Below are 25,454 nucleotides of genomic sequence, written 5' to 3'. Positions count from 1 at the left end.
GGCGCTGGCCGGCCGAACGCTTCGGCGACGCGGCGGCACGGCTCGCGCCGCTGTTCGACGGCATCGCCGTGACCGGCAGCGCCGGCGAACGCGCGCTCGTCGATGCGGTGTGCGAACGCGCCGGGCCGCGCGCGGTGCCGCTTGCCGGCGAGCTGCCGCTCGGCGAACTGGGCGCGCTGATCGAGACGGCCGACCTGCTGCTGTCGAACAACAGCGGCCCCGTGCATCTCGCGGCCGCGCTCGGCACGCCGGTCGTCGACCTGTACGCACTGACCAACCCGCAGCACACGCCGTGGCGTGTGCCGCATCGCGCGTTGAACGTCGACGTGCCGTGCCGCAACTGCTACCGCAGCGTCTGCAACCAGCCGGGCCATCCGTGTCTGCTCGGCGTGGGCGTGGACGACGTCGTCGCGGCCACGCACGCGCTGCTGCGCGGCAGCGAACGCCATGCGCTGCGCGCGGCTGCACGCGCCGCCGCGCATGACGACGAGCCGGCCGCGGCGAACGCGTCGAACGTGATTCCCTTCGCGCACGTCACCACCAGGAGCTGACGCATGGCCGAACCGATTTATACGCTGGGTATCAACGCCGCGTTCCACGACAGCGCCGCATGTCTCGTGCGCGACGGCGTCGTGATCGCGGCGGCGGAGGACGAACGCTTCACGCACGTGAAGCATGCGAAGCGGCCGGTGCCGTTTTCGACGTGGGAGCTGCCGTTTCACGCGATCGACTACTGCCTCGCCGAAGCGGGCATCGTGCTCGCGGACGTCGATCACGTCGCGTATTCGTACGACCCATGGCTCGAACTCGATCGTCACGGCGACACGCGCGAGCTGACGCTGCCGCTCGCGCCGTCCGCGCACGCGCCGCGCGCCGACGGTGAGTCGCCTTGGCATCCGCTGTTTCTTTCGTCGATCGTGAACGCGCCGCGCCAGCTCGCGGGCGGCGTGCCGCACCATTTGCAGCGGCGCTTTCGCGGCGTCGCGTACGACGGGCCGTTCCGCTGGCACTTCATCGAGCACCATCTCGCGCACGAGGCGAGCGCGTTTCTCGCGGCGCCGTACGAACGCTGCGCGGTGATGACGATGGACGGCCGCGGCGAACGCGCGACGACGAGCTACGGCGTGTTCGACGGGCAGTCGTACCGGCGGCTCGGCCAGGTCAACATGCCGCATTCGCTCGGCCTGCTGTACGAGCGCGTGACGAGCTACCTCGGGTTCCTTCATTCGTCCGACGAGTACAAGGTGATGGCGCTCGCGTCGTACGGCAAGCCGGTGTTCGCCGACGAAATGCGCAAGCTGGTGCGCTACGGCGGCGAAGGCCGCTACGAAATCAGCGACGGCGATCTCGTCGCGCTGTTCGGTCCGGCGCGCGAGCGCGGCGGCCCGATCGAGCCGCATCACTGCGACATCGCGCACGCGCTGCAGCTGGTGCTCGAGGACACGACGCTGCAGGCGGTCGGCTGGCTCGCGGCCGAGAGCGGCGAGAAGCAGCTCGCGATGGCGGGCGGCGTCGCGCTGAACTGCGTGATGAACGCGAAGATCCGCGATCGCGGCCCGTTCGACGACGTGTGGGTGCAGCCGGCCGCGGGCGATGCGGGCACCGCGCTCGGCGCCGCGCTGTGGACGGACTTCCGGATGCGCGGGATGCGCGGCGACTGGCGGATGGACCATGCGTATCTGGGGCCGTCGTACAGCGACGAGGCGATCGAAGCGTTCCTGAAGGAAGCGCAGCTGCCGTACCGGCGGCTCGAGGACGTCGCCGCGCAGACGGCCGAGCTGCTCGCCGCGAACCGCGTGATCGGCTGGTTCCAGGGCCGCATGGAGTTCGGGCCGCGTGCGCTCGGCGCGCGCTCGATTCTCGCGTCGCCGACCGATCCCGAGATGCAGCACAAGCTGAACCGGATCAAGGATCGCGAGGACTTCCGGCCGGTCGCGCCAGTGGTGCTCGAAAGCAAGGCCCACCACTGGTTCAACGGCGGCAAGCACACGCCGTTGCGCGCGCCGTTCATGCTGTTCGTGTACGACGTCGCGCCGGGGGCCGAAGCGACGATTCCCGCGGTGCGTCACATCGACGGCACCGCGCGCGTGCAGACGGTCGACGAGGACCAGCACCCGCTGCTGCATGCGCTGCTGTCCGAGTTCGACGCGCTGACCGGCGTGCCGGTGCTCGTGAACACGTCGTTCAACACGCGCGGCGAGCCGATCGTCTGTTCGCCGCGCGACGCGATCGAATGCTTCTGGACGTCGCCGCTCGATGCGCTCGTGATCGGTTCGTTCCTGCTGGAGAAGCCGCGACATGAACATGCGTGACACGCAACTGCCGCCGGTGGTGTCGGTCGTCGTGCCGACCTACCGGCGGCCCGACCTGCTCGAACGCTGCCTCGACGCGCTGTGCGTGCAGGTGTTCGATCCGACGACGTACGAGATCGTCGTCGTGGACGACGACCCGGCCGGCAGCGCGCGGCCGGTCGTCGATGCATGTCGTGCGCGCGTGACCGACGTGCCCGCAATCCGCTACATGACCGCGCCCGATACGCAGGGGCCGGCCGGCGCGCGCAACGTCGGCTGGCGAAGCGCGCGCGGCGCGCTGATCGCATTCACCGACGACGACACGATCCCCGACCCGACCTGGCTGAAGCACGGCGCGGCCGCGCTGCTGGCCGAGCCGGCGGCGGCGGCCGCCGCGGGGCGCATCGACGTGCCGCTGCGGCCGCGCCCGACCGACTACGAGCGCGACGCGGCCGGTCTCGCGCATGCGGAGTTCGCGACCGCGAACTGCTTCGTGCGGCGCACCGCGCTCGAGCGCGTCGGCGGTTTCGACGAGCGCTTCACGCGCGCGTGGCGCGAGGACGCGGACCTGATGTTCGCGCTGCGCGAGCATGCGGGGCCGATCGTCGAGGTCGACACCGCGCGGATCGTTCATCCGGTGCGGCCCGCGCGCTGGGGCTCGAGCATCGGCGCGCAATCGAAGGTGTATTTCGACGCGCTGCTGTACAAGAAGCATCGCGCGACCTACCGGCGTCATATCCGGCCGACGCCGCCATGGAACTACTACGCGGCCGTGCTGTTCGCGCTCGGCGCGCTCGGCTGCTTCGCGGCCGGCTTGCGCGAGCCGGGCATCGCGTGCACGGCGGCATGGGCCGTGATCACCGCGGCGTTCTGCGTGAAGCGGCTGCGCGGCACGCGACTCACGCCGTCGCACGTCGCCGAGATGATCGTCACGTCGATCGCGATTCCGCCCGTCTCGCTGTACTGGCGCGTGCGTGGCGCGCTTCACTTCCGGGTGTTCTTCCTATGATGCTCGACTCGGCTCCATCATCCGGCCCGAAGCGCATCGCGGTCTTTCGCGCGCTGCAGCTCGGCGACATGCTGTGCGCGGTGCCCGCGCTGCGCGCACTGCGGCGCGGCGAGCCCGACGCGCGTATCACGCTGATCGGCTTGCCGTGGGCGCGCGAATTCGCGTCGCGCTTCTCGGACTACATCGACAACTTCATCGCGTTTCCCGGCGCGCCGGGCCTCGGCGAGCAACCGGACGCCGATCCGGCCGCGCGCGAGGCGTTCATCGCCGAATGCCGCGCGCGCGACTTCGATCTCGCGATCCAGCTGCACGGCAGCGGCGCGCACACCAACGCGATCGTCGCATCGCTCGGCGCGACCCGCACGGCCGGCTTCGTGCCGCCCGACGGCGGCACGGCCGCGCTCGACTGCTCGGTCGTGTGGCGCGACACCGAGCCCGAAGTCACGCGCTATCTGTCGCTCACGCGCAAGCTCGGCTACCCGGACTGGGGCGATTACCTCGAATTCCCGCTCGGCGGCCTCGATTACGCGCTGTGGCACGTGCTCTGCGACGAGCACGCGCTCGAGGCCGGCCGCTACGTGGTCGTCCATCCCGGTGCGCGCATGGCGTCGCGGCGCTGGCCGGTCGAGCGCTTCGCGAGCGCCGCGCGGCAGCTCGCGGACGACGGCTGGCAGATCGTGCTCACCGGCACGCGCGGAGAACTCGCGCTCGCCAACGCATTCGCCGAGCATCTCGGGCGGCCGTGCGTGAATCTGTGCGGCCGCACGCCGCTCGGCGCGCTCGCCGCGCTGATCGGCCGCGCGCGGCTGCTGTTGTGCAACGACACGGGCGTGTCGCACGTCGCGGCGGCGCTCGGTACGCCGAGCATCGTCGTCGCGTGCGGCAGCGACACGGCCCGCTGGGCGCCGCTCGACGCCGAACGCCATCGCGTGCTGGCGAGCTACCCGGCCTGCCGGCCGTGCATGTTCGACGCGTGCCCGTACGGACACGAGTGCGCGACGGCGATCGGTGTCGGCGACGTGATCGATCGGGCAGGCGAGCTGCTCGCGGAGGAGAGACGTCATGTCACGTAAGCGGTTGCGCGTGCTCACCTGGCACGTGCATGGCAACTATCTGTACTACCTGTCGCAGGCGCCGCACGATTTCTACATCGTGACGAAAGCCAAGCATCCGCCCGGCTATGCGGGGCGCGTCGGGCACCTGCCGTGGGGCGACAACGTGATCGAGGTGCCGGCCGAATGCGTGCGCGACACCGAATTCGACTGCGTGCTGTACCAGCATCACAGTCACTACGAGCACGATCGCGTGCGCCTGCTGAGCGAGGCGCAGCGCGCGTTGCCGACGCTGTTCCTCGAACACGATCCGCCGCGCGAGCATCCGACCGACACGCTGCATCCGGTGCAGGATCCGAACGCATTGCTCGTGCATGTGACGCCGTTCAACGCGCTGATGTGGGACAACGGCGTCACGCCGACGCGCGTGATCGAGCACGGCGTGCTCGTGCCGGGCGACGTCGAATATCACGGCACGCTGCCGAAAGGCGTGACGGTCGTGAACAACCTCGCGCGGCGCGGCCGGCGGCTCGGCGCGGACCTGTTCGAGGACGTGCGTCGCAGCGTGCCGCTGGACCTGGTCGGAATGGGCTCGGCCGAACTGGGCGGGATCGGCGAGGTGCCGAACCCGGCGCTGCCGCAGTTCCTCGCGCACTACCGGTTCTTCTTCAATCCGATCCGCTATACGAGCCTCGGGCTCGCAGTGATCGAGGCGATGATGATCGGCATGCCGATCGTTGCGCTCGCAACGACCGAGATGGCGCAGCTCGTGCGCAGCGGTCACAACGGCGTCGCGGACACGCGGCCCGCGGTGCTGATCGATGCGATGCGGATGCTGATCCGCGAGCCGGAACTCGCGCGCGAGTGGGGCGCGGCCGCGAAACGCGACGCATGCGAGCGGTTCGCGATCGACAGGTTCGCGCGGGATTGGGACAGCGCATTGCGCGACATGACGTCGTAACGCGCGTGGCCGCGTGAGCGGCCACGCGCGTGCTCACTGGCTTGGCGCGCCAGGCGGCGTGGTTGCGCTCGCGCTGCCGGCCGTGCCCGTTGCGCCGCCCGCGCCGCCGTTGCCCGACCCGGTTGCGGCCGGCGCGCTCGTCGCGTTGCGCTCGTGCTCGGGCAGCAGCGCGAGCCGGTTGTACAGCGTCTTCAGGCTGATGCCGAGCGCCTTCGCGGTGCGCGGCTTGTCGCCGTTGAAATGGCGCAGCGACGCGACGATGAAGCGCTGCTGCGTATGCGCGAGCGTGGTGCCGATATGCAGCGTCATCGCGTTGTGGCGCACTTCCTCGCGCGGCGGCTGGCGGCGGGGCAGCTGCAGTTCGATCTGCTCGTCCGCGAGAATGAACGCGCGCTCCAGCGCATTGCGCAGCTCGCGCACGTTGCCGGGCCACGTGTATGCGCGCAGCGCCTTCATCGCCTGCATCGACAGGCGCTTGCGCGTGCGATGCCGCGCGTTCAGCCGTTCGACGATCTGCAGCGCGATGTCGCCCACGTCGTCCTCGCGCTGCCGCAGCGCGGGCACGTGGAGCGCGATCGTCGCGATCCGGTAGAAGAGATCCTCGCGCAGCCGGCCGCTGCGGACCGCCTCGACCGGATCGTGATGGGTGGCCGCGACGATTCGCACGTCGAGCGGAATCGCTTCGTGGCCGCCCACGCGCATGATCGTGTTCGTCTCGAGCGTGCGCAGCAGTTTTACCTGCAGTTCCGCCGGCATTTCGGCAATTTCGTCGAGAAACAGCGTGCCGCCGCGTGCGGCTTCGAACATGCCGACATGTTGCGCGACCGCGCCGGTAAAGCTGCCTTTTTCATGACCGAACAAATGCGATTCCGCGAGGTCTTTTGGAATCGCACCACAATTGACCGGAACGAAGGGGCCGCGCCGGCGCGGGCTCATGTCGTGAATGAGCCGCGCGACGATATCCTTGCCGGCGCCGCTTTCGCCGACCACCAGCACACTCACGCGCGTTGCGGCGACGCGCGATATCTTTTGCAGCAGATCCTGGATTGTTCGCGAGCGGCCGAACAGTCGCGTGCCGTCATCGTCGGATTTCGACATGGGTATGACCGAGTTGGGAAGTTTTGACCGAAACCGTCGAGACTGGATGAAAAAATGACGCGATATACGTCGTTTTTTGCTTAACAAGCATACCGTTTACACGTATCGAAGAAGATTGAATCTCGCAATGCGTCCTTCGCAAACAGATAGATTTATTCGATGGAGCGCGATTGCACGACACGCTTCTTCTATACTGCTAAGCACTCGTTTTTCATGGCAGGACAGCTTGTCTGCTCATACGTGTGCAGTGCCGACGCGTCGCCCGTGCCAGGTGTCGCGCCCGCACCGCACGCCCGTCGCGGCCCTGGGTTGAACGATGCGCCGGGCCGCATCACAAGGAGCTTCGATGCCTTACGTCCTGATCGTCGAAGACGATGCAGACACGCGCGCGATGCTCGCGGCACTCGCGCAAGCCCAGCAGCTTGCATGCGATACGGCCGCGACGCTCGAAGAAGCGCGCACGCTCGTCTCGACGAATACTCCGGATCTCGTGTTGTGCGATCTCGTTTTGCCGGACGGCAACGGGATGGATCTGTTCGACGCATTGCCCAAACGCGGGCATTGCGAAATGGTGTTGACCACCGGTCACGCAAGCCTCGAAACCGCGATCGATGCATTGCGGCGCGGCGCGACCGACTATCTGGTGAAGCCGCTGAACATGCAGCGGCTGAACAGCATCTTCGCGCGCGTGCCGCGCACCACCGCGTTGCACGAGGAAATCGCCGAGCTGCGCTCCGAACTTCAGCGCCTCGGCCGCTTCGGCCGCATGCTCGGCAGTTCGCCCGCGATGCAGGCCGTCTACGATGCGATCGGCCGCGTCGCGCGCACCGAGGCGTCGGTGCTGCTCACCGGCGAATCGGGCACCGGCAAGGAGCTCGCCGCGCAAACGGTGCACGACCTGAGCCTGCGCCGTCGCGGCCCGTTCCTCGCTGTGAATTGCGGCGCGATCGCCGCGAACCTGGTCGAGAGCGAGATGTTCGGTCACGACCGCGGCAGCTTCACCGGCGCCGAGCGGCAGCACAAGGGCTTTTTCGAACGCGCGGACGGCGGCACGCTGTTTCTCGACGAAATCACCGAGATGCCGGTCGAATCGCAGGTCAAGCTGCTGCGCGTGCTGGAAACCGGCAGGCTCACGCGGCTCGGCTCGACGCGCGAGATCGACGTCGACGTGCGGATCGTCGCCGCGACCAACCGCGACCCGGAAGCCGCGATGGCGGAAGGCAAGCTGCGGCCCGACCTCTATCACCGGATCAACGTGTTCCCGATTCCGCTGCCGTCGCTGCGCGAGCGCGGCGACGACATCCCGATGCTCGCCGACGCGTTCCTGCAGCGCTACAACGACGAGAGCGGGCGCAACCTGCGCTTTTCGCCGGCCGCGCGCGAGGCGCTGAAAACGTATGCGTGGCCGGGCAACGTGCGCGAGCTGCGCAACTTCGTGCAGCGCGCGAGCATCTTCAGCGACGCGGACGTGATCGATACGCTGCCGCCGCCGATCATGGACGAACTGTCGAGCATGGTCGACTCGCATGAAGATCGCGTGACGGTGCCGTTCGGCACGCCGCTCGAGGAAGTCGACCGCAAGCTGATCCTCGGCACGATCGCGCAATGCGGCGGCGTGAAGGCGCAGGCGGCCGAAGTGCTCGACGTCAGCCTGAAAACGATCTACAACCGGCTCGCGCAACTCGAAGACGAAGCGGAAAAGCCCGATTCCTGATGCCGCGCGCGGCGTTCATGCGTGCTCGCCCGCACGGTGCCGCGCGTCGTCGGCGAGCTGGCGGCGCATGCGTTCGACGTGCGGCGGAATCGTGCGCCGCTCGCGCAGGATCCACGGCAGGCCCGCGAACGCGCGGATGATGCCGCGTTCGCGCCGCAGGCGCGGCAGCATGCGTACGGTGTACGCGAGCGCGGCGCCGGCCGGCCATCGCAGCCACGCCGTCCATACCGCGTTGCGGGTGGACACGCTCACGCGCGTCTTCACGTCACGCTGCGTCGAAGGGTAATGATGCACCGTCAGATGCGGCGCATAGACGAGCCATCTGCCCCCGCGATACAGGTCGAGCGCGAGCAGCGCTTCCTCGCCGCCGAGGAAATAGCGCGGATGGTAGCCGCCCGCATCCACGAACGCGTCGCGCCGGAACGCGGTCGCGCCGGCCAGCAGCCCGAGGATCGGGCGCCCCGGCAGCGCGGCGGGCGCGTCGAGCGGGCTCTCGGCCATCAACCGGCAGGTCGGGTCTTCGCGCTGTTCCGGGCCGACCAGCACGCGCGCGGTGACGGCCGCGACGTGCGGATGCTCGTCGAGCAGATTCGCGGCCGCGGCGAGCGAGCCGGGCGCCCACCATGTGTCGTCGTCGCAGAACGCGACGTACGGCGTGCGTGCGGCGGCCACGCCGAGATTGCGGCCGGCCGCGCCGAGATTGCGCGGCGCATGCACGAGCACCGCATGCGCAAAGCGCTCGCGCACGAGCGCGGCGGTCGCGTCGTCGTCGCCGTTGTCGACGACGACGATCGCCGGCCGGTCGGGCAGAGCGGTGAGCCGCGCGAGCGTGCGTGCCAGTTCCGCCGGGCGGCGGAAGGTCAGCACGACCGCGGTCACGCGCGCTTCGAGCGGCGGCAAGCGCACGCGCGGCGGGGTTACGCGGATGTGCCGCCGCATTCCAGCCGCCAGTACGCTTCGGGTTCACGGAGATCGGCGCGCATATGAGGCTCGAACAGCGCAATCTGGCTCGCGTACGCGTCGACCGCGGCGGCCTTCGCCGCCGCGCCGCCGGTGCGGTTGCCGGCCGGCGCGGCGACCGGATGCGCGACCCATCCGTGCTCGCGCCAGCCGATCACGCGCTTGGCCATCAGACCTTCGATGCGCCGATACGGCACGTCCTCGTAGAAGCGCCACACGCGCGATGCGCCGCCCACGCGGGCGTGTTCGCGCAGCAGCGACAGCGCGGCTTGCTGCACCTGCAGATGATCGCGATGAAACAGGCCGGCCGGCGCGAGCACGCCGAAGTCGGGATGCGCGTCGATCGTGTCGGCCAGATGCGCGGCGATGTCGGTCGACGCGGCCCGCGTGCCGTACTGATCGTCGAGGAAATCGAGCCAGACCGGGCGCGCATCGAGCGCCTCGAGCGCGCGGCGATCCTCGTCGCGGCGCTTGCGCATCGCTTCGTCGGCGGTGCGAAAGCCCGCGCGGCGATCCCACGGCGGCGCGGCCGTATCGCGCGGCGGAATGCCCGCGAACACCGTGACGACCACCGAGCCGGGCGCCTGCGCGAGCACCTGCCCGCAACTGAGGACGGCATCGTCGAGATGCGGCGAGATGACGAGCCAGCGTGTCGGAACGGTCATGTGTCGAAAACCTCCGTGGTGACGAGCGTAAGCGGCCGAGCCGGCGGTAGGGATCGGCAAGCATGCGGCGTGCCCACCCGTTCAGCCGGCGCCGCGGACGCCGACGCTCATGGCGTGAGCGTGTCCGATGATCGGGATTGCACGGCCGGGGGGAATTACGTGAACGCGGCGATGCTCGTCGCGCTCGCGATCCGCTTCGGCGGCCTGAATTAGCCGCTCGTCCTCTCCTATCCGATGCTCGCCGGCGCAGCGTGTGACGCAGTTCCTGTTCGGAATCGCATCGACGGTCGCGAGCGGGCTGCTCGTGTGCATGCTGTTCCGGTCCGATCCGGCCGACCGTCGTGCTGGCCGATCTCGCGATGCCGGACGGCGACGACTTCCGGCTGCGCGACGCGCCGCGGCGCGGCGACGCGAACGGGGTCGTGCCGCGCGATTTGCGCGTGCTCGACGCGCGGGTTTCTGCGGCTACCTGCACAAGCTGGTCCGCGTGTGCGAATGGGGGCACGAGATCGCGCGCGTGACGAAGCGCGACGGCCGATGCGCGGTGCGCACCGGCCGTCGTCGCGTGATCGCGGTTACGTCGCCGTCGTCGGCCGGTTCTGCGTGCTGATCTGCGCGAGCATGTGCGACGCGATCTGCGTGCTGCGCACGAGATCGCCCGGCGTGTGGTGCACCGCCTGCCGGTGGATGAAGTACCGCGCGGTGTGCGCGAGCCCGCTCGCGAGCGGCGTCGTCGCGCGCCAGCCGAGGCGCCGTTGCGCGGCCTCGAGATCGGGCCGCCGCTGGCGCGGATCGTCGGACGGCAGCGGGCGGAATTCTATCGGAACCTGCGTGCCGACGATCCTCACGACCTCGCGCGCGACGTCGATCATCGCGATCTCGTCGTCGCTGCCGAGATTCACCGGTTCGCATGCGTCGCCCGGCTCGCCCATCAGCCGGATCAGCGCATCGACCATGTCGTCCACATAGCAGAACGAGCGCGTCTGCCTGCCGTCGCCGTAGACGGTCAGCGGCTCCCCGGCCAGCGCCTGCGTGATGAAGTTCGACACGACGCGCCCGTCGGCGGGATGCATGCGCGGCCCGTACGTGTTGAAGATCCGTGCGATCCGCACATCGACGCCATACTGCCGGTGGTAGTCCATGAACAGCGTTTCCGCGCAGCGCTTGCCTTCGTCGTAGCACGCGCGCACGCCGATGGGGTTTACGCGGCCGCAGTAGCGCTCGTCCTGCGGATGCACGTCGGGGTCGCCGTACACCTCGCTCGTCGATGCCTGCAGGATGCGCGCCTTCACGCGCTTCGCGAGGCCGAGCAGGTTGATCGCGCCGTGCACGCTCGTCTTGGTCGTCTGCACCGGGTCGCGCTGGTAGTGCACCGGCGACGCGGGGCATGCGAGGTTGTAGATCTCGTCGACCTCGACGTACAGCGGAAACGTCACGTCGTGCCGCATCAGCTCGAAGTTCGGCGCATCGAGCAGATGCGCGATGTTGTCCTTCGTTCCCGTGTAGAAATTGTCGACGCACAGCACGTCGTGGCCGGACGTCACGAGCCGTTCGCACAGGTGCGAGCCGAGAAACCCGGCGCCGCCGGTGACGAGTACGCGTTTGCGATCGTAGCCCTTCATCATGCATTCTCCTTGCGGTGCGCGAGTACGCCCGGCGTCGTCGCGACGGGCGTGCGGCGGCTGGCCGCGGTGCCGGCGCGCTGCGGCTGCGCGACGTCGCGGTAGATGTCGACGAGACGGTCGGTCACGCCGCGCCACGTGTAGAAGCGGTGCGCGCGGAGGTACCCGGCGCGGCCGAGCGCGTCGCATAGTTCGGGCCGTGCGCGCAGTTGCAGCAGCCGCTCGGCGAGCGCGGCCGGGTCGCGCGGCGGCACCAGATAGCCGGTCGTGCCGTCGTCGACGGTCGTGCGGATCCCGCCGACGTCGCTGCCGATCACCGGCGCCGCGCATGCCATCGCCTCCACCGGCGTGATTCCGAACGGCTCGTACCACGGCGTCGTCACGAACACGTCCGCCGCGCTGTAGTACAGGTGCAGCGCGTCGCGCTCGCGGCGGCCGACGAAGGTCACGCGCTCCGCGATGCCGGTGTCGTGCGCGAGCGCGGCGAGCCGCGCGAGTTCCGGATCGCGTGCCGGGTCGGGCGTCGCCTGGCTGCCGCCGACGACGTAGAGTCGCGTCGGCCGCTGCGGGTCGCGCGGCATCCGCGCGACCGCGTCGATCACGTTGTCGATTCCCTTGCGCGGCACCAGCCGCCCGAGCTGCAGCACGATGAATGCGTGCTGCGGCCAGCCGAGCCGTGCGCGCGCGTCCGCGCGCGGCACCGGCCGGAATTCGCGCGCGTCGAACCCGCACGGCACGATCTCGATGCGCGCGGCGTCCGCGTGGTAGTGCGTGGTCAGGTCGAGCGCGTCCTGCGGGCATTCGGCGATCAGCCGGTCCGAGCGGCGCGCGAGCGTGTCCTCGATCGCGAAGCGCTCGTCCGGGAAGCCGTCCGCCGCGCCCTGGTGCAGCCGCCGCACGCGCCCGAGCGCATGGAACGTCGTGACGAGCGGGATGCCGAGGCGTTTCTTCACACGCAAGCCGGCCTCGCCGGACATGAAGAAATTCGCGTGCATCACGTCGACGGGGTCCGGTTCGCGCCGCATGCGGGCGATCATGTAGTCCGCGAACGCGCCCATGTACGGCAGCAGCCGCTCCTTCGGCACGTCGGTGGGCGGCCCGGCCGGCACGTGGATCACGCGCATGCGCGGGCCGATCTGCACGACTTCGGGCAGATGCGGGTTGTCGCAACGCGTGTAGACGTCCACGTCGAGGCCGCGCTCGGCCAGTTGCTTCGCGACGTTCGCGACGTAGATGTTCTGGCCGCCCGCATCCACGCCGCCGATCACCCCCAGCGGCGACGCATGTTCACTGATCAACGCGATTCTTTGCATGGTGTTGCTCCCGAAGTCGGGGCCGCGCCGATGGGCCCCGTTGCGTCCCTGTTCGGCAAACGGCATGCCCGGCCCTTTGCGGGGGAAACGGCTCTCCCATGCGCCGAAAAAATTACAACGCGTTGGATGAAAGGGCGTCTGATCGCCGCCGCGCATGCGTACGCGGCGCGCCGGGCGCGGCACGCGGTTTGCGCCACCGCGAATACCGCCGGCCCTGCCGGCACCACGAAGGAGGTCACGATGAAGGTATTCCCGCTGCAAGCCCGCGCACCGCGATTCCGCCGTCATCCCGCCAAGCGTGTCGGCATGGCGATCGCGATCGCCGCGGCCGCCGCCTGTGCGGTCGTCGCGCCGAACGTGTTCGCCGCCGGCGACGACGGCGCGGCATCGTCATCGTCATCCATGTCGTCGTCGACGCATTCGAGCACCGGCGCGAAGATCCGCGACGCGACCATCACGACCAAGGCCAAGGCGGAGCTCGTCGGCACGAGCGGCCTGTCGGCCGGCGACATCCACGTGAAGACGCGCCACGGCGTCGTGATGCTCACCGGCAGCGTGCCGGACGAAGCGCAGCGCACGCAGGCGGTGAGCGTGGTCCGGAAGATCGACGGCGTGCAGGACGTGCGCGACCAGCTGACCATTCGCCCGAAATAATCCCGGCCCCGTAAAAGGAGTCCCCCGATGAAGTGCATGCTCAAACCGGTCGGTGAACAGACGATCGTGATCACGGGCGCCACGAGCGGCATCGGCCTCGTCACCGCGCGCAAGGCTGCACGGCGCGGCGCGAAGCTGGTGCTGTTCGCGCGCAACGAGGACGCGCTGAACACGCTGTGCGACGAAATCCGTCAGCACGGCGGGCTGGCGGTGCCGGTCGCCGGCGACGTCGCCAATCTCGAGGATCTGCAGCGCGCGGCCGCGAAAGCGGTCGAGACCTACGGCGGTTTCGACACGTGGGTCAACAACGCCGGCGTGTCGATCTTCGGCACGGCGGCCGCGGTCCCGCTCGAGGATCAGCGCCGACTGTTCGACACCAACTACTGGGGCGTCGTGCACGGCTCGCTCGTCGCGTCCGATCATTTCCGGCGCAAGAGCGATTTCCACGGCGGCGCGATCATCAACATGGGCAGCGAGGTGTCCGACGCGCCGGTGCCGCTGCAAAGCGCGTACGTCGCGTCGAAGCACGCGGTGAAGGGCTTCACCGATTCGCTGCGGCTCGAGCTGGAGTCGGATCATCTGCCGGTATCGGTCACGCTGATCAAGCCGGCCGCGATGGACACGATGTTCGTGATGCACGCGAAGAACTACATGAACGTCGAGGCGAAGCTGCCCCCGCCGATCTACGACCCCGAGCTCGTCGCCGACGCGATCCTGTACGCGGCCGCGCATCCGCGCCGCACGCTGTTCGTCGGCGGCGCCGCGAAGCTGACGTCGGCCAGCGCGTATCACGCGCCGCGCCTGTTCGATCGCGTCGCGGCCACGCTGTTCTCGCGCGGCCAGCGCACGGTGCGCCCCGCGCGGCCCCGCGACGACAACGCGTTGTACGAATCCCGCCATGTGCTGCACGAGCGCGAAGGGATGGAAGGGCCCGTGCTGCGCGGGTGCGCGTACAACGCGGTGGTGCAGCGGCCGAAGGTCGCGGGCGCGGTCGCGCTGGGCGCGGCGGCGCTGGTGTTCGCCGCGCTTGCGCGCTCGCGCCGCGAGCCGGCGTAAGCGTGTTCCTTTCCGTTTTTCAATCGAAGGAGGTTTTCATGTCATCCCGACAACATACGGGCCACGAACACAGCCACTCGCGCGCGCACGAAGGCGAGCGCACGCAGCAGGACCACGACAAGGGCGGCCACCAGGGCGGTCACGGCAAGACGCCGAGCCCCGTCGACGTGCAGAAGGCGCTGAAGGGGATGGACTATCCGGCGAGCAAGGAGGACGTCGTGCAGTGCGCCGAACGTTCGCATGCGGACAAGGAGGTGCTCGACATGCTGCGGCAGATCCCCGACCGCGAATACACGACGCCGGCGTCGGTGTCGAAGGAGCTCGGGCGGCTGATGTGAGCGCCGCCGCATCGCGCCGCGCGCGCCGCTGCGTGCGCGGCCACTCACCGTCACGAGGAGGACGAGCATGGCGATGATCGTCGCAGGCCGCTTCACGACGTTCGATGAAGCGGAAGGTGGGGCGCGCCACCTTTACGAGCGCGCGTTCGGCCCGGACGACGTGTCGATCTTCTTCCTGAATCCCGGCGGCCAGCACGCGCGCTTTCCGATCGGCGGCGACGTGTACGCCGACACGGCCGCGAAGCCGGGCGGCCGCGGCGCGATGGTCGGCGCGATGCGCGGGCTGCTGATCGGTGTCGTCGTCGGACTGATCATCTATGCGCTGGGCCTGCGCTACTGGTTCGTGCCGGCGGCCGGCGCGCTCGCCGGCGCGTATCTCGGCGCGTTCGGCGGCGCGCTCGGCCGCATGCGCGGCGAGCAGGCCGAAGGCAAGGGCACGCTCGCGCAGACCGAAACTGGCGTGATCCTGGCCGCGCGCGTGACGCCGACGACCGCCGCCGCCGCCGAAGACGTGCTGCGCGCGACCGGCGCGCAATCGATCGAGCGCGTCGAAGGCGATTGGCAGGACGGCGAATGGCGCGACTTCGATCCGGTGCGCCGGCCCGACGGTACCACGCAGGGCAGCGCGCGCTGAGCATGCCGTTTCTGCATGCGCTTGCAACGCGGCGTGCAGCGTGTGGCGCGCGCGATTGCGCGCGGGCGCCGCACCGCGTGGCACGCCGTTTGCGCTCACCTTCCCGCACCCGTCCAAGGAGGAAACGATGACTACGGCAAAGACCCCGCCGCCCCAGCAGCAGACGCAGCAGCCGGGCACCGAGCGGGAGATGAACCCGAAGCCGCGCGACGAAGCGGCCGATTACGTCGGCAGCGGCAAGCTGGCCGGCAAGGTCGCGCTCGTGACGGGCGGCGACAGCGGGATCGGCCGCGCGGTCGCGATCGGCTTCGCGAAGGAAGGCGCGGACGTCGCGATCGTCTATCTGAACGAGTCGGACGATGCCGCGCATACGAAGCGGCTGATCGAGCAGGCCGGGCGGCGCTGCGAGGCGATCGCGTGCGACGTCGGCGATCGCCGGCAGGCGCGCGACGCGGTCGCGCGCACGGTCGAGCGGCTCGGCCGGCTCGACGTGCTCGTGAACAACGCGGGCGAACAGCATCCGCAGCCCGGTATCGAAGACGTCACCGAGGAGCAGCTCGAGCGCACGTTCCGGACGAACATCTTCGGGATGTTCTTCTGCACGCAGGCCGCGCTGCCGCACATGAAGCAGGGCGGCCGCATCGTCAACACCGCGTCCGTGACCGCGTATCACGGCAACCCGAAGCTGCCCGACTATTCGGCGACCAAGGGCGCGATCGTCGCGTTCACGCGCTCGCTGTCGATCGAGCTTGCCGAGCGCGACATTCGCGTGAACGCCGTCGCGCCGGGGCCGATCTGGACGCCGCTGATCCCGTCGACCTTCACGCCCGAGCAGGTCGCGAAGTTCGGCTCGAACGTGCCGCTGAAGCGTCCCGGCCAGCCGGACGAGCTGATCGACTGCTACGTGCTGCTCGCATCGGAAGGCGCGAGCTACATGACCGGACAGACGTTGCACCCGAACGGCGGCTCGATCGTCGGCGGTTGACGGCTCCCCCCACCGAAGGAGAAAGCGCATGAACCAACCCAACTGGACGATCGCGGCGCTCGCCGCCGGCGTGTTCGCCGTCTCCGGCCTCGCGCGGGCGCAGATGCCGAGCGAGCCGCCCGCATCGAATTCGCACGTGCCGGGCGGCGTGATCAATCCGTCGTCGGGCGCTGGCGCGGCGGGCGATCCGGGCATCGCGAAAGCGCCGCAGGGCACCGATGCCGAATTCGTCGACAAGGCCGCGATGGCTGGCAAGGCCGAAGTGCAGGCGAGCCAGCTCGCGTTGAAGCAGGCGCAGTCGGCGGACGTGCGGGCATTCGCGAAACGGATGGTGGCCGATCACGGCAAGGCGAACGCGAAGCTCAAAGCGATCGCCGCGCGCAAGGGCATGAAGCCGCAGGTCGACCAGATTTCGGATCCCGACGTGGAAGCGCTGCGCGGCAAGAGCGGCCGCGATTTCGACACCGCGTATCTCGCGGCGGCCGGCCCCGATGCGCACAAGAAGGCGGTCGCGCTGTTCGAGGAGGAAGCGCGCGACGGCAAGGACGCACAGCTGCGCGCGTTCGCGCAATCCACGCTGCCGACGCTCAAGCATCACCTGAGCATGGCCGAGACGGTCGCACGCAAGGTGGGCGCGCAATAGCGCGCGCCCGGTTCAACCCCAGGGCCGCACGGGCGGCCCGCTTTTTCGGAGAAGCAGTCATGGCCCAACGGCAATCGAAGCACGAAGGCATCCTCGAACTGCTCTGCCAGGCATACGAGACCGAGCTTGGCGGCGCGAAGATCTACGAGGCCGCGCTCCAGTGCGCGACCGACGAGGACCTGCACAAGGAATGGGAGAAGTACCACCGCGAGACGATGCATCACCAGGAGGTGCTGCGCAAGGTATTCGAGACGCTTGGCCTCGATCCGAATGCGCAGTCGCCGGGGCGCGCCGCGGTGGCGGCGACCGGCCAGTCGCTGGTCCAGGTGATCGAGCAGGCGAAGAAGCAGGCCGACCCGGCAGTCGCGCAGGTCGTCGCGGCCGAGTGCGTGGTGCTCGCCGAGACCAAGGACCACCTGAACTGGGAACTGATCGGCTATGCGGCGGATCAGCTGCCGGACAGCGACGCGGCGAAGGCGCTGAAGGCCGCGCATGATGAAGTCGAGGCCGACGAGGACCATCACCTGTATCACACCCGCGGCTGGGCGCGCGAGATGTGGATCGAGTCGATGGGCTTCAAGGCCGTGCTGCCGCCGCCGGAGGAAGTGAAGAAGGTGGAGTCGGCCGCCGACGCGGCGCGGGCCGAAAAGTCACGCGGCAAGATGATGTAACCGTGATGTAACCGTCACGCCGCAGCCCGTCGGCCGGGCCTTGCCGCTTGCGCGGCGGCCCGGCTTTCTGTTTTCGTTCTCGCGGTATTCATCGTGGTTGCGTACGCAACCAGTTGCCGCCCCCGCGTCAGGTCAGCAGGTCCGCCGCCATCACGACCACCGACGCGGCCATCAGCACGACCGCCAGCCATCCGAAGCACTTCGACACGACACCGGTGCCCGGTCGGCCTTCGGCGTCACGGCGCTGCGACAGCAGCATCACCAGCACGAGCATCGGCACCGCGGCGACGCCGTTGAGCACGGCACTCCAGTACAGCGCCTTGATCGGATTGACCGGGCTGAAGCAGATCGCGATGCCGACGATCACGCACAGCGCGAGCACCGTATAGAACCCCGGCGCGCGCCGTACCGGCTCGTTCAGGCCTTCGCGGAACCGCCATGCTTCGGCGCAGCCGTAGGCGGCGCTGCCGGCGAACGCCGGAATGGCGAGCAGCCCGCAGCCGACGATGCCGAACGCGAACACGAGAAACGCCGCTTCGCCGGCGATCGGGCGCAGCGCTTCGGCGGCCTGCGCGGTCGAACCGATGTCGTGCTTGCCGTGCGTGAAGAACACGGCCGCGCCGACCACCATGATGCAGAACGACACGGCGTTGGTCACGACCATCCCGGTCCACGTGTCGATCGTGATGCGCCGCTCGGTGTCGCGGCGCGCGCCCGGCGCGCATGCGGTGTCGCCGTTGCGGCGCTCGGCCTGGGTTTCCTCGACCTCGAGCGCGGCCTGCCATACGAACAGGTACGGGCTCAGCGTCGTGCCGAGCACCGCGACCGCCGTCGTCGCATAGTCGTGCGTGAACGCGATGTGCGGCAGCACGATCGCATGCAGCAGGCTGCCCCAGTCGACGTGGACGAACGCGAGCTCGATCACGTACGCGAGCAGGCCGAGCGTCATCCACTTGAGCCAGCGCGCGTAGCGCTCGTAGGACATCAGCACCTGCAGCGCGAGCGACGCGATTCCGTAGACCGGCGCATACCAGTAGCTGCGGCCGCCGGCGACGAGCGCGGTCGCGTCGCCCATCGCGGCGAGATCCGCGCCGACGTTCACGACGTTGACGATCACGACCATCACGACCAGCGTCTTCGCGAGCCTGTCGGAGAAGTGCTCGCGGATCCCCGCGACGAGGCCTTTGCGATTGCCGCGCGCCACGAATGCCGACGCCAGCTGCACGACGACCATCATCGGCAGCGTGACGACGATCATCCACAGCATGTGGAAACCGAACTGGCTGCCGGCCTGCGCATAGACCGCGACGTTGCTCGGGTCGGCATCGGACGCGCCAGCCAGCAGGCCGGGGCCGAGCCGCCGGTACCACGGCTTCTCGGCCGATTCGGCCGCAGCGGCGGCGCGCGGCGTGTCGTCGTCGCGCAGGCCGCTCATTCGGCGTCTCCGTGCTCGCCGCCGGCGCCGCGCGCGAGGCGCGACGCGGTGCGCAGCGCGTCGACGAGCGTCCGGTATGCGTGCTCGCGCGAATCGGCGCCGCGCGTGCGCAGCACGTACGACGGGTGATAGGTCGCGACGACGACACTGCCGCCGGGCGTGCGCACCGGCTTGCGCGCGCGCTCCAGCGTCGCGTCGTTGTCCTGCAGTACCGCGCGCAGCGCCGTCGCGCCGAGCGCGACGATCACGCGCGGCTCGATCGTGTCGAGTTCGCGTTGCAGCCAGTAGCGGCACGCGGCGACCTCGCGCTGCGCGGGCGTCTTGTGCAGCCGGCGCTTGCCGCGCGGCTCCCATTTGAAGTGCTTGACCGCGTTGGTCAGATAGACCTGCGTGCGATCGATCCCGGCTTCGTCGAGCGCGCGATCGAGCATGCGGCCCGCCGCGCCGACGAACGGAATGCCCGTGCGGTCCTCCTGGTCGCCTGGCTGCTCGCCGACCAGCATGATCCGCGCGTCGGCCGGCCCTGCGCCGGGGACGGGCTGCGTCGCGTGCTCCCACAGCGAGCAGCGGCGGCATGCGTCGAGCGTGGCGGGCGTGTCGTCGTCGGCGCGCCTGGCTGCGGCCGCCGCCGGCTTTGCCCGCTTCGCAGGGGCCGAGGACGTCGACGGCCTCGACGGCGATGACGGCCGTGAGTGCGTCTGGCGCGTCATGCGGAACCTCCCGCGCATGCCCCCGGCCGGTACGCGGCGGCGCGCGCGGCCCGGCACGTCCGCATGCGGGCGCCACGCGGAACGAAGGCCTTGGCGGGCCGGAACATCGGCAGTGCGCGCATCAACGGCTCTCCTATCGAGGATATCGATCGGATGCAGCAACCGGCATGCCGGACGCAGTCAATATGGGCGCGCAGTTTGCGTCGGGGCCGCATCCATTTCACCAGGAGAAACACGATGCACACCAATCCCGGCGACGATCCGGCCGCCGACGACGTGTTGCTGTGGCGCGCCCCCGATAGCGTGCCGCTACGGCCGCGCCGCGTGCTGGTTGTCGACGACTATCGCGATGCCGCGGACGCGCTGCAGTTGCTGCTCCAGGCGCGCGGCTTCGAGTGCCGCGTCGCGGACGACCCGTTCGTCGTCTGCGATCTCGCGCGCGACTGGCAGCCGTTCGCGATCGTGCTCGACATCGCGATGCCGGGCCTCGACGGCTTGCAGCTCGCGACGCGGCTGCGCGGCGATCCGCGCACCGGCGACATGCTGCTGATCGCGTGCAGTGCGTTCGCGTCGCAGCGCGACCGCGAGCGGGCGCGGGAAGCGGGCTTCGACGCGCATTGCGCGAAGCCGCTGACGCCGCACCGGCTGCTGCGTTATCTGGAGCTGGCCTGCGGCGGCGGGCGATGATGCGGATGCAGAGGCTGCCCGCACGGGCATTACACGGCGCTTGTAAAACGGTGCGCAGCCGGCTGGCGGCGGGCTCCGTCGTGCGGCGCGCGCCGCGTGGCGGCGCGTCCGGCAGATCGCGCGTTTGCGCCATCGCGCGTAGCGCCGCGCGGGGCCGGTAACTTCCCGGCTGGGTGGGCCGGGTCGAATCGTGCACAATACCGGGCATTTGAAAGACCGGAGACCGGCCCCGTGGGAATCAACTTCGATTTGACCGACTTGCAGGCGTTTCGCGCGGTGGTGGAGCTCGGCAGCTTCCGCAAGGCCGCCGAGTCGATCAGCATCTCGCAGCCCGCGTTGAGTCGCCGGATCGACAAGCTGGAGGAAGCGCTCGGTGTGCGCCTGTTCGAGCGCACCACGCGCAGCGTCACGCTGACCACCGTCGGCCGCGTGTTCGCGCCGAGCGCCGAGCAGTTGCTCGACGATCTCGACGTCGCGCTGCTCGGCATCCGCGACGTGTCGTCGAGCCGCCTCGGCCACGTGACGATCGCGTGCGTGCCGTCGGTGGCGTACTACTTCCTGCCGAACGTGATCGCGAGCTATCACCGCCGTTTTCCGCGCATCCGCGTGAAGCTGCTCGACGCGGGCGCGAACGAGGTGCTGAGCGCGGTGATCAGCGGCGAGGCCGATTTCGGCGTGAGCTTCATGGGCAGCCAGGAGCCCGAGATCGACTTCAGGCTGTTGTTGCAGGAGCGCTTCGTTGCCGCGTGCCGGCGCGATCATCCGCTCGCGCGCAAGAAGCGCGTGACGTGGGACGAGCTTTACGCGTACGAATACGTGTCGGTGGACAAGACGTCCGGCAACCGCCTGCTGCTCGACCAGGCGCTGACGGCCGTCGCGCCGCGCACGCCGAGCGTGTGCGAGACGCGCCACGTGACGACGATGCTCGGGCTCGTGGAAGCGGGCCTCGGCGTCGCCGCGGTGCCGTCGATGGCGATGCCCGGCCACGATCATCCGCTGCTGACGAGCGTGCCGCTCGTCGAGCCGGTGGTCAAGCGCCGCGTGGGGATCGTGAAGCGGCGCGGGCGCGCGCTGACGCCGGCCGCGGAAGCATTTCACCAGGCGATCGTCGACGCGAAGCGCGGCGCAGCCGCAAGCCGCGCCACAGTGAAATGACGAAAGTGACGAACGCGACGATGACGAGCCGGATGACTGCCCGCCCATCGGGGACGACCGCATCGTGACGCTCGCAAGACCGCTGCGTTCGCTCTACGTGCAGGTGCTGCTCGCGATGGCGCTCGGCGTGAGCGTCGGCCACTTCTGGCCGTCCGTGGGCGCGACGCTCAAACCGCTCAGCGATGCATTCGTCGGCCTCGTGCGGATGATGATCGCGCCGATCGTGTTCTGCACGATCGTCTCCGGCATCACGTCGCTGGCGAACGGGAAAGCGATCGGCCGCACGATCGTCCGCGCGCTGGTGCTGTTCTATCTGCTGACCGCGGCCGCGCTGGCATTCGGGCTCGTCACCGCGTTCGTGCTGCGGCCCGGCGCCGGCATGCACGTCGACGTGCGCCATCTCGATGCGAGCCTGCTCGCGCAATATGTGCGGCATGCGCAGCCGCACGGGTTCGTCGAGTTCGCGCTGAACGTGATTCCGGACACGATCGTCGGCGCGTTCCAGAAGGGCGAGGTGCTGCCCGTGCTGCTGCTGTCGCTGCTGTTCGGGTTTGCGCTGAACGCGTATCCGCAGGCCGGCCGGCCCGTGCTTGCGCTGATCGACGGCGTCGCGCAGATCGTCTTTCGCGTGCTCGCGATGATCATGCGGCTCGCGCCGCTCGGCGCGTTCGGCGCGATGGCGTTCACGGTGGGCCGCTTCGGCATCGGCTCGGTCGGCTCGCTCGCGCGGCTGATCGCGTCGTTCTACGTGGCCTGCGTGCTGTTCGTCGCGCTGGTGCTGGCGCCGCTCGCGCGCTTGCACGGATTCGCGTTGTGGCGGCTGTTGCGCTACATCCGCGAGGAATTGCTGATCGTGCTTGCGACGTCGTCCACGGAACCGGTGCTGCCGCGCCTGATCGTGAAGCTCGAGGCGCTCGGGTGCGACAAGGGCGTCGTCGGGCTCGTGCTGCCGGCCGGCTACTCGTTCAACCTCGACGGCACCGCGATCTATCTGACGCTCGCCGCGATGTTCATCGCGCAGGCGTGCGACGTGCCGCTGTCCGCGCCGCAGATCGCAGCGATGCTCGCGGTGATGCTGCTGACGTCGAAAGGGGCGGCCGGCGTGTCCGGCAGCGGGCTCGTCGCGCTCGTCGCGACGCTCGCGGTGATGCCGGACCTGCCGGTGGCCGGCGTCGCGCTGCTGGTCGGCATCGACCGCTTCATGTCCGAGGCGCGTGCGCTGACGAGCGTGATCAGCAACGCGTGCGCGGTGATCTTCGTGTCGGTGTGGGAGAGGGCGTGCGATCGTGCGCGGCTCGCACGGACGCTGAGCGGGATCGGGCCGGTGAGCCCGAACGGCGCCGGCGATGCGGGGGCCGGCGCCGGGCGCGACGGGAACGCGGTCTGACGCCCGCGTTCCCGTCGCGCGTGATCAATGGGCGGCGACGGAATCCAGCCCGGTCGACTTCACGTCGGGCTGCACGTCCGGCGACGCCAGATAGTCGAGCAGCGCCTTCGCTTCGGCCGGATGCTGCGCGCCGACGGGGATGCCGGCCGCGAAGCGCGTGACGGACTGCAGCGCTTCGGGAATCTTGCCGACGTACGTCGCACCCTTCACCGGCAGCAGTTCGCTCACCTGCTGGAAGCCGATTTCGTAGTCGCCGTTCGCGACCACCGATGCGACCGGAATCCGCGGAATCATTTTCGCCTTCGACTTCACCTGATCCTCGATGCCGAGCTTCTTGAACAGCTCGCGCTCGATGTAGACGCCGCTCGCGCTGTCCGAGTACGCGATCGACTTCGCGTGCAGCAGCACCTCCTTCAGGCCGTCGGCCGTGCTGATGTCGGGTTTCGCCGCGCCTTCGCGCACGACCATGCCGATCCGCGAATCGGCCAGCTCGACGCGCGAGCCGGGAATCACCTTGCCCTGCTTGATCAGATCGTCCAGCGCGTAGCCGACCATGATCACCGCGTCGGCCGGTTCGCCGCGCGCGAGCCGGTTCGGAATCGCTTCGGGCGACTTGCCCATCGACGGGCCGAGTGCGGTCGCGAGCGTGTTGCCCGACTGCGCGGCGAAGCGGGGGCCGAGCACCTTGTACGCGGCGGTGAAGCCGCCCGAGCTCATCACGTGCAACTCGGCGGCCTGGACGTTCGCGGCGACGGCGGAGGTGGCGACCAGCGCGGTCGCGCACAGTTTCAGCAGCAGGTTTTTCATTTTCATGGTCGTGATCGTGCGGAATCGGGTGGATCGATGGCCGGACGGCGTCAGTGCGCCGGCGTCAGCGTCGCCGGATGGCGGCGATAGAGCGCGAACGTCGCGAGCAGCGCACACACCGCGGCGAGGCTCATCCAGTAGCCAGGTGCGGCCTTGTCGCCGGTCATGTGGATCAGCGCGGTCGAGATCGCCGGCGTGAAGCCGCCGAACACGGCCGTCGCGAGGCTGTACGCGAGCGAGAAGCCCGCGACGCGCACTTCGACCGGCATCACTTCCGTCAGCGCGACGACCATCGCGCCGTTGTAGATCCCGTACATGAACGACAGCCACAGCAGCACCAGCAGCATGTTCACGAACGACGGCGCGTGCGCGAGCAGCGACAGCGCCGGGTAAGCGGTCGCGATCGCGAGCACCGTCATTCCGACGAGCAGCGGCCGGCGGCCGATCCGGTCGGACAGCGCGCCGCCGATCGGCAGCCACACGAAGTTCGACACGCCGACGCACAGCGTGACGAGCAGGCTGTCGGCGGTGCTCAGGTGCAGCACGGTCTTGCCGAAGGTCGGCGCGTAGACCGTGATCAGGTAGAAGCTCGTGGTCGTCATCGCGACCAGCATCATGCCGGCGATCACGACGCCCCAGTTCCGCGCCAGCGTGGCGAACACGTCCTTCATGCTCGGGCGATGCCGGCGCGCCTGGAATTCCTGCGTTTCCTGCAGATTGCGGCGCAGCATGAAGATGAACGGCACGATCATGCAGCCGACGAAGAACGGCACGCGCCACCCCCACGCGGCGATCGACGATGCGCTCAGCCATTGATTGAGCGCGAAGCCGAGGCCGGCCGCGACCACGATCGCGACCTGCTGGCTGGCGGACTGCCAGCTCGTGAAGAAGCCCTTGCGGCCCGGCGTGGCCATCTCGGCGAGATAGACCGACACGCCGCCGAGCTCAGCGCCGGCCGAGAAGCCTTGCAGCAGTCGCCCGATCAGCACGAGCACGGGGGCGAGCAGGCCGATCGTCGCGTAGCCGGGGACGAACGCGATCAGGATCGTGCCGCTCGCCATGATGGCCAGCGTGACGATCAGGCCCTTTCGGCGGCCGACGTCGTCGATGTACGCGCCCAGCACGATCGCGCCGAGCGGCCGCATCAGGAAGCCGGCGCCGAACACGGCGAAGGTCATCATCAGCGACGCGAACTCGCTCGCGGCGGGGAAGAACACGGCCGAGATCTGCGTTGCGTAGAAGCCGAACAGGAAGAAGTCGAATTGCTCGAGGAAGTTGCCGGCCGTCACGCGGAATACCGCGGCGGCCTTCGAACGTCCGGTCGGAAGGCTGGGCGAGGGGTGCATCAGGGTGTCTCCAGGAAATCGTGAAATGCGCGGGGAGCCGTTATTTGTCGTTTCGGCAATGTTCGCGCGGAGACGGGGAAACGATAAGTGCGAATTTTGGATCGATTGATGTTGTCTGGTTATCAATCGGGGCGAAGAATGAACCTGACCGGCTCGACGGAACGCCGGCGTGGGCCGCTCACCGATCGGGATAGGGGCGGTCAGAGAGTCTGGCCGATCCCCTCCCACACCACCCGGCATGCGGGTCCGCACCGGGCGGTT

Annotated in this window: 26 protein-coding genes; 16 read left to right on the top strand and 10 right to left on the bottom strand. The window is 69.3% G+C overall.

The features are described 5' to 3' along the window. The 5 genes from BSE24067_RS30775 to BSE24067_RS30755 form a co-directional block, all read left to right on the top strand. Window positions 1–551 (top strand): glycosyltransferase family 9 protein (locus BSE24067_RS30775; RefSeq protein ID WP_174904968.1); only part of this gene is annotated, 551 nt, incomplete at its 5' end. Window positions 552–554: 3 nt separating this feature from the next. Then, window positions 555–2,312, top strand: coding sequence for a carbamoyltransferase family protein (locus BSE24067_RS30770; protein ID WP_151067070.1), 1,758 nt, complete (start codon window positions 555–557; stop codon window positions 2,310–2,312). Next, on the top strand, window positions 2,299–3,300 hold the full coding sequence (locus BSE24067_RS30765) for a glycosyltransferase family 2 protein (protein ID WP_151067071.1): 1,002 nt from the start codon (window positions 2,299–2,301) through the stop codon (window positions 3,298–3,300). Before BSE24067_RS30770 ends, BSE24067_RS30765 begins: the two co-directional genes overlap by 14 nt. Beyond that, window positions 3,297–4,373: a glycosyltransferase family 9 protein gene (locus BSE24067_RS30760; RefSeq protein ID WP_151067072.1), complete on the top strand. Its 1,077-nt coding sequence runs from the start codon at window positions 3,297–3,299 to the stop codon at window positions 4,371–4,373. The genes BSE24067_RS30765 and BSE24067_RS30760 overlap by 4 nt, the downstream gene beginning before the upstream one ends. After that, window positions 4,363–5,313: a glycosyltransferase gene (locus BSE24067_RS30755; RefSeq protein ID WP_151067073.1), complete on the top strand. Its 951-nt coding sequence runs from the start codon at window positions 4,363–4,365 to the stop codon at window positions 5,311–5,313. The genes BSE24067_RS30760 and BSE24067_RS30755 overlap by 11 nt, the downstream gene beginning before the upstream one ends. A gap of 33 nt (window positions 5,314–5,346) precedes the next feature. Here the strand turns inward: BSE24067_RS30755 and BSE24067_RS30750 are convergent, their stop codons facing one another. Beyond that, window positions 5,347–6,411, bottom strand: coding sequence for a sigma-54 interaction domain-containing protein (locus BSE24067_RS30750; protein ID WP_151067074.1), 1,065 nt, complete (start codon window positions 6,409–6,411; stop codon window positions 5,347–5,349). Window positions 6,412–6,757: 346 nt separating this feature from the next. On the opposite strand from BSE24067_RS30750, the gene BSE24067_RS30745 reads away from it, so the two are divergent. Further along, on the top strand, window positions 6,758–8,125 hold the full coding sequence (locus tag BSE24067_RS30745; protein WP_151067075.1) for a sigma-54-dependent transcriptional regulator: 1,368 nt from the start codon (window positions 6,758–6,760) through the stop codon (window positions 8,123–8,125). A 15-nt stretch (window positions 8,126–8,140) separates the two neighbouring features. Here BSE24067_RS30745 and BSE24067_RS30740 read toward each other — a convergent pair whose 3' ends face one another. The 5 genes from BSE24067_RS30740 to BSE24067_RS30720 all read right to left on the bottom strand — a co-directional run bounded on the left by BSE24067_RS30740 (window position 8,141) and on the right by BSE24067_RS30720 (window position 12,685). Continuing rightward, window positions 8,141–9,064: a glycosyltransferase family 2 protein gene (locus BSE24067_RS30740; RefSeq protein ID WP_151067076.1), complete on the bottom strand. Its 924-nt coding sequence runs from the start codon at window positions 9,062–9,064 to the stop codon at window positions 8,141–8,143. After that, window positions 9,043–9,750 (bottom strand): PIG-L deacetylase family protein, encoded by a 708-nt coding sequence (locus tag BSE24067_RS30735; protein WP_151067077.1) that lies wholly within the window; start codon window positions 9,748–9,750, stop codon window positions 9,043–9,045. The genes BSE24067_RS30740 and BSE24067_RS30735 overlap by 22 nt, the downstream gene beginning before the upstream one ends. Window positions 9,751–9,831: 81 nt before the next feature. Further along, window positions 9,832–10,062, bottom strand: a complete 231-nt coding sequence (locus BSE24067_RS33160) for a hypothetical protein (protein WP_170297534.1) — start codon at window positions 10,060–10,062, stop codon at window positions 9,832–9,834. 263 nt (window positions 10,063–10,325) lie between these two features. After that, on the bottom strand, window positions 10,326–11,372 hold the full coding sequence (locus BSE24067_RS30725; RefSeq protein WP_151067092.1) for a UDP-glucuronic acid decarboxylase family protein: 1,047 nt from the start codon (window positions 11,370–11,372) through the stop codon (window positions 10,326–10,328). Beyond that, a complete protein-coding gene (locus BSE24067_RS30720; protein WP_151067078.1) occupies window positions 11,372–12,685 on the bottom strand; it encodes a glycosyltransferase family 4 protein in 1,314 nt (437 codons plus the stop codon). The genes BSE24067_RS30725 and BSE24067_RS30720 overlap by 1 nt, the downstream gene beginning before the upstream one ends. 240 nt (window positions 12,686–12,925) lie before the next feature. On the opposite strand from BSE24067_RS30720, the gene BSE24067_RS30715 reads away from it, so the two are divergent. The 7 genes from BSE24067_RS30715 to BSE24067_RS30685 all read left to right on the top strand — a co-directional run bounded on the left by BSE24067_RS30715 (window position 12,926) and on the right by BSE24067_RS30685 (window position 17,666). Beyond that, window positions 12,926–13,339, top strand: a complete 414-nt coding sequence (locus tag BSE24067_RS30715) for a BON domain-containing protein (RefSeq protein WP_151067079.1) — start codon at window positions 12,926–12,928, stop codon at window positions 13,337–13,339. 27 nt (window positions 13,340–13,366) lie between these two features. Continuing rightward, entirely contained in the window at window positions 13,367–14,395 is a 1,029-nt protein-coding gene (locus tag BSE24067_RS30710; protein ID WP_151067080.1) for an SDR family oxidoreductase, read from the top strand. A 38-nt stretch (window positions 14,396–14,433) separates the two neighbouring features. Beyond that, window positions 14,434–14,733, top strand: coding sequence for a DUF2795 domain-containing protein (locus BSE24067_RS30705; RefSeq protein ID WP_151067081.1), 300 nt, complete (start codon window positions 14,434–14,436; stop codon window positions 14,731–14,733). A 67-nt stretch (window positions 14,734–14,800) separates the two neighbouring features. Further along, window positions 14,801–15,367: a hypothetical protein gene (locus tag BSE24067_RS30700; RefSeq protein WP_151067082.1), complete on the top strand. Its 567-nt coding sequence runs from the start codon at window positions 14,801–14,803 to the stop codon at window positions 15,365–15,367. A 127-nt stretch (window positions 15,368–15,494) separates the two neighbouring features. Continuing rightward, a complete protein-coding gene (locus tag BSE24067_RS30695; RefSeq protein ID WP_151067083.1) occupies window positions 15,495–16,352 on the top strand; it encodes an SDR family oxidoreductase in 858 nt (285 codons plus the stop codon). 28 nt (window positions 16,353–16,380) lie between these two features. Further along, complete coding sequence (locus tag BSE24067_RS30690) at window positions 16,381–16,995, top strand: DUF4142 domain-containing protein (protein ID WP_151067084.1); 615 nt, start codon at window positions 16,381–16,383, stop codon at window positions 16,993–16,995. 59 nt (window positions 16,996–17,054) lie between these two features. Then, complete coding sequence (locus tag BSE24067_RS30685; RefSeq protein WP_151067085.1) at window positions 17,055–17,666, top strand: DUF892 family protein; 612 nt, start codon at window positions 17,055–17,057, stop codon at window positions 17,664–17,666. Window positions 17,667–17,793: 127 nt separating this feature from the next. On the opposite strand, the gene BSE24067_RS30680 is transcribed toward BSE24067_RS30685, so the two are convergent. Further along, window positions 17,794–19,101 (bottom strand): NRAMP family divalent metal transporter, encoded by a 1,308-nt coding sequence (locus BSE24067_RS30680; RefSeq protein ID WP_151067086.1) that lies wholly within the window; start codon window positions 19,099–19,101, stop codon window positions 17,794–17,796. Further along, window positions 19,098–19,811 carry a UdgX family uracil-DNA binding protein gene (locus tag BSE24067_RS30675; RefSeq protein WP_151067087.1) on the bottom strand — a complete coding sequence of 238 codons (714 nt, stop codon included), beginning with the start codon at window positions 19,809–19,811 and terminating at the stop codon, window positions 19,098–19,100. Before BSE24067_RS30675 ends, BSE24067_RS30680 begins: the two co-directional genes overlap by 4 nt. 237 nt (window positions 19,812–20,048) lie before the next feature. Here BSE24067_RS30675 and BSE24067_RS30670 point away from each other — a divergent pair, with 237 nt between their 5' ends. The 3 genes from BSE24067_RS30670 to dctA all read left to right on the top strand — a co-directional run bounded on the left by BSE24067_RS30670 (window position 20,049) and on the right by dctA (window position 23,040). Beyond that, on the top strand, window positions 20,049–20,498 hold the full coding sequence (locus tag BSE24067_RS30670) for a response regulator (protein WP_151067088.1): 450 nt from the start codon (window positions 20,049–20,051) through the stop codon (window positions 20,496–20,498). A gap of 231 nt (window positions 20,499–20,729) precedes the next feature. Beyond that, window positions 20,730–21,653 carry a LysR family transcriptional regulator gene (locus BSE24067_RS30665; protein WP_151067089.1) on the top strand — a complete coding sequence of 308 codons (924 nt, stop codon included), beginning with the start codon at window positions 20,730–20,732 and terminating at the stop codon, window positions 21,651–21,653. Window positions 21,654–21,717: 64 nt separating this feature from the next. Further along, window positions 21,718–23,040 (top strand): C4-dicarboxylate transporter DctA, encoded by a 1,323-nt coding sequence (gene dctA, locus BSE24067_RS30660; protein WP_151067090.1) that lies wholly within the window; start codon window positions 21,718–21,720, stop codon window positions 23,038–23,040. A 24-nt stretch (window positions 23,041–23,064) separates the two neighbouring features. Here dctA and BSE24067_RS30655 read toward each other — a convergent pair whose 3' ends face one another. Further along, entirely contained in the window at window positions 23,065–23,847 is a 783-nt protein-coding gene (locus tag BSE24067_RS30655; RefSeq protein WP_151067093.1) for a substrate-binding domain-containing protein, read from the bottom strand. Window positions 23,848–23,897: 50 nt separating this feature from the next. Continuing rightward, window positions 23,898–25,193: an MFS transporter gene (tcuC, locus tag BSE24067_RS30650; RefSeq protein ID WP_151067091.1), complete on the bottom strand. Its 1,296-nt coding sequence runs from the start codon at window positions 25,191–25,193 to the stop codon at window positions 23,898–23,900. Window positions 25,194–25,454 lie beyond the last annotated feature (261 nt).

Source organism: Burkholderia latens (assembly GCF_902499045.1).
Classification (GTDB): Bacteria; Pseudomonadota; Gammaproteobacteria; order Burkholderiales; family Burkholderiaceae; genus Burkholderia; species Burkholderia latens.
Note: the sequence above shows the minus strand (reverse complement) of the source record. Positions and strands in the feature narration are given on the sequence as shown.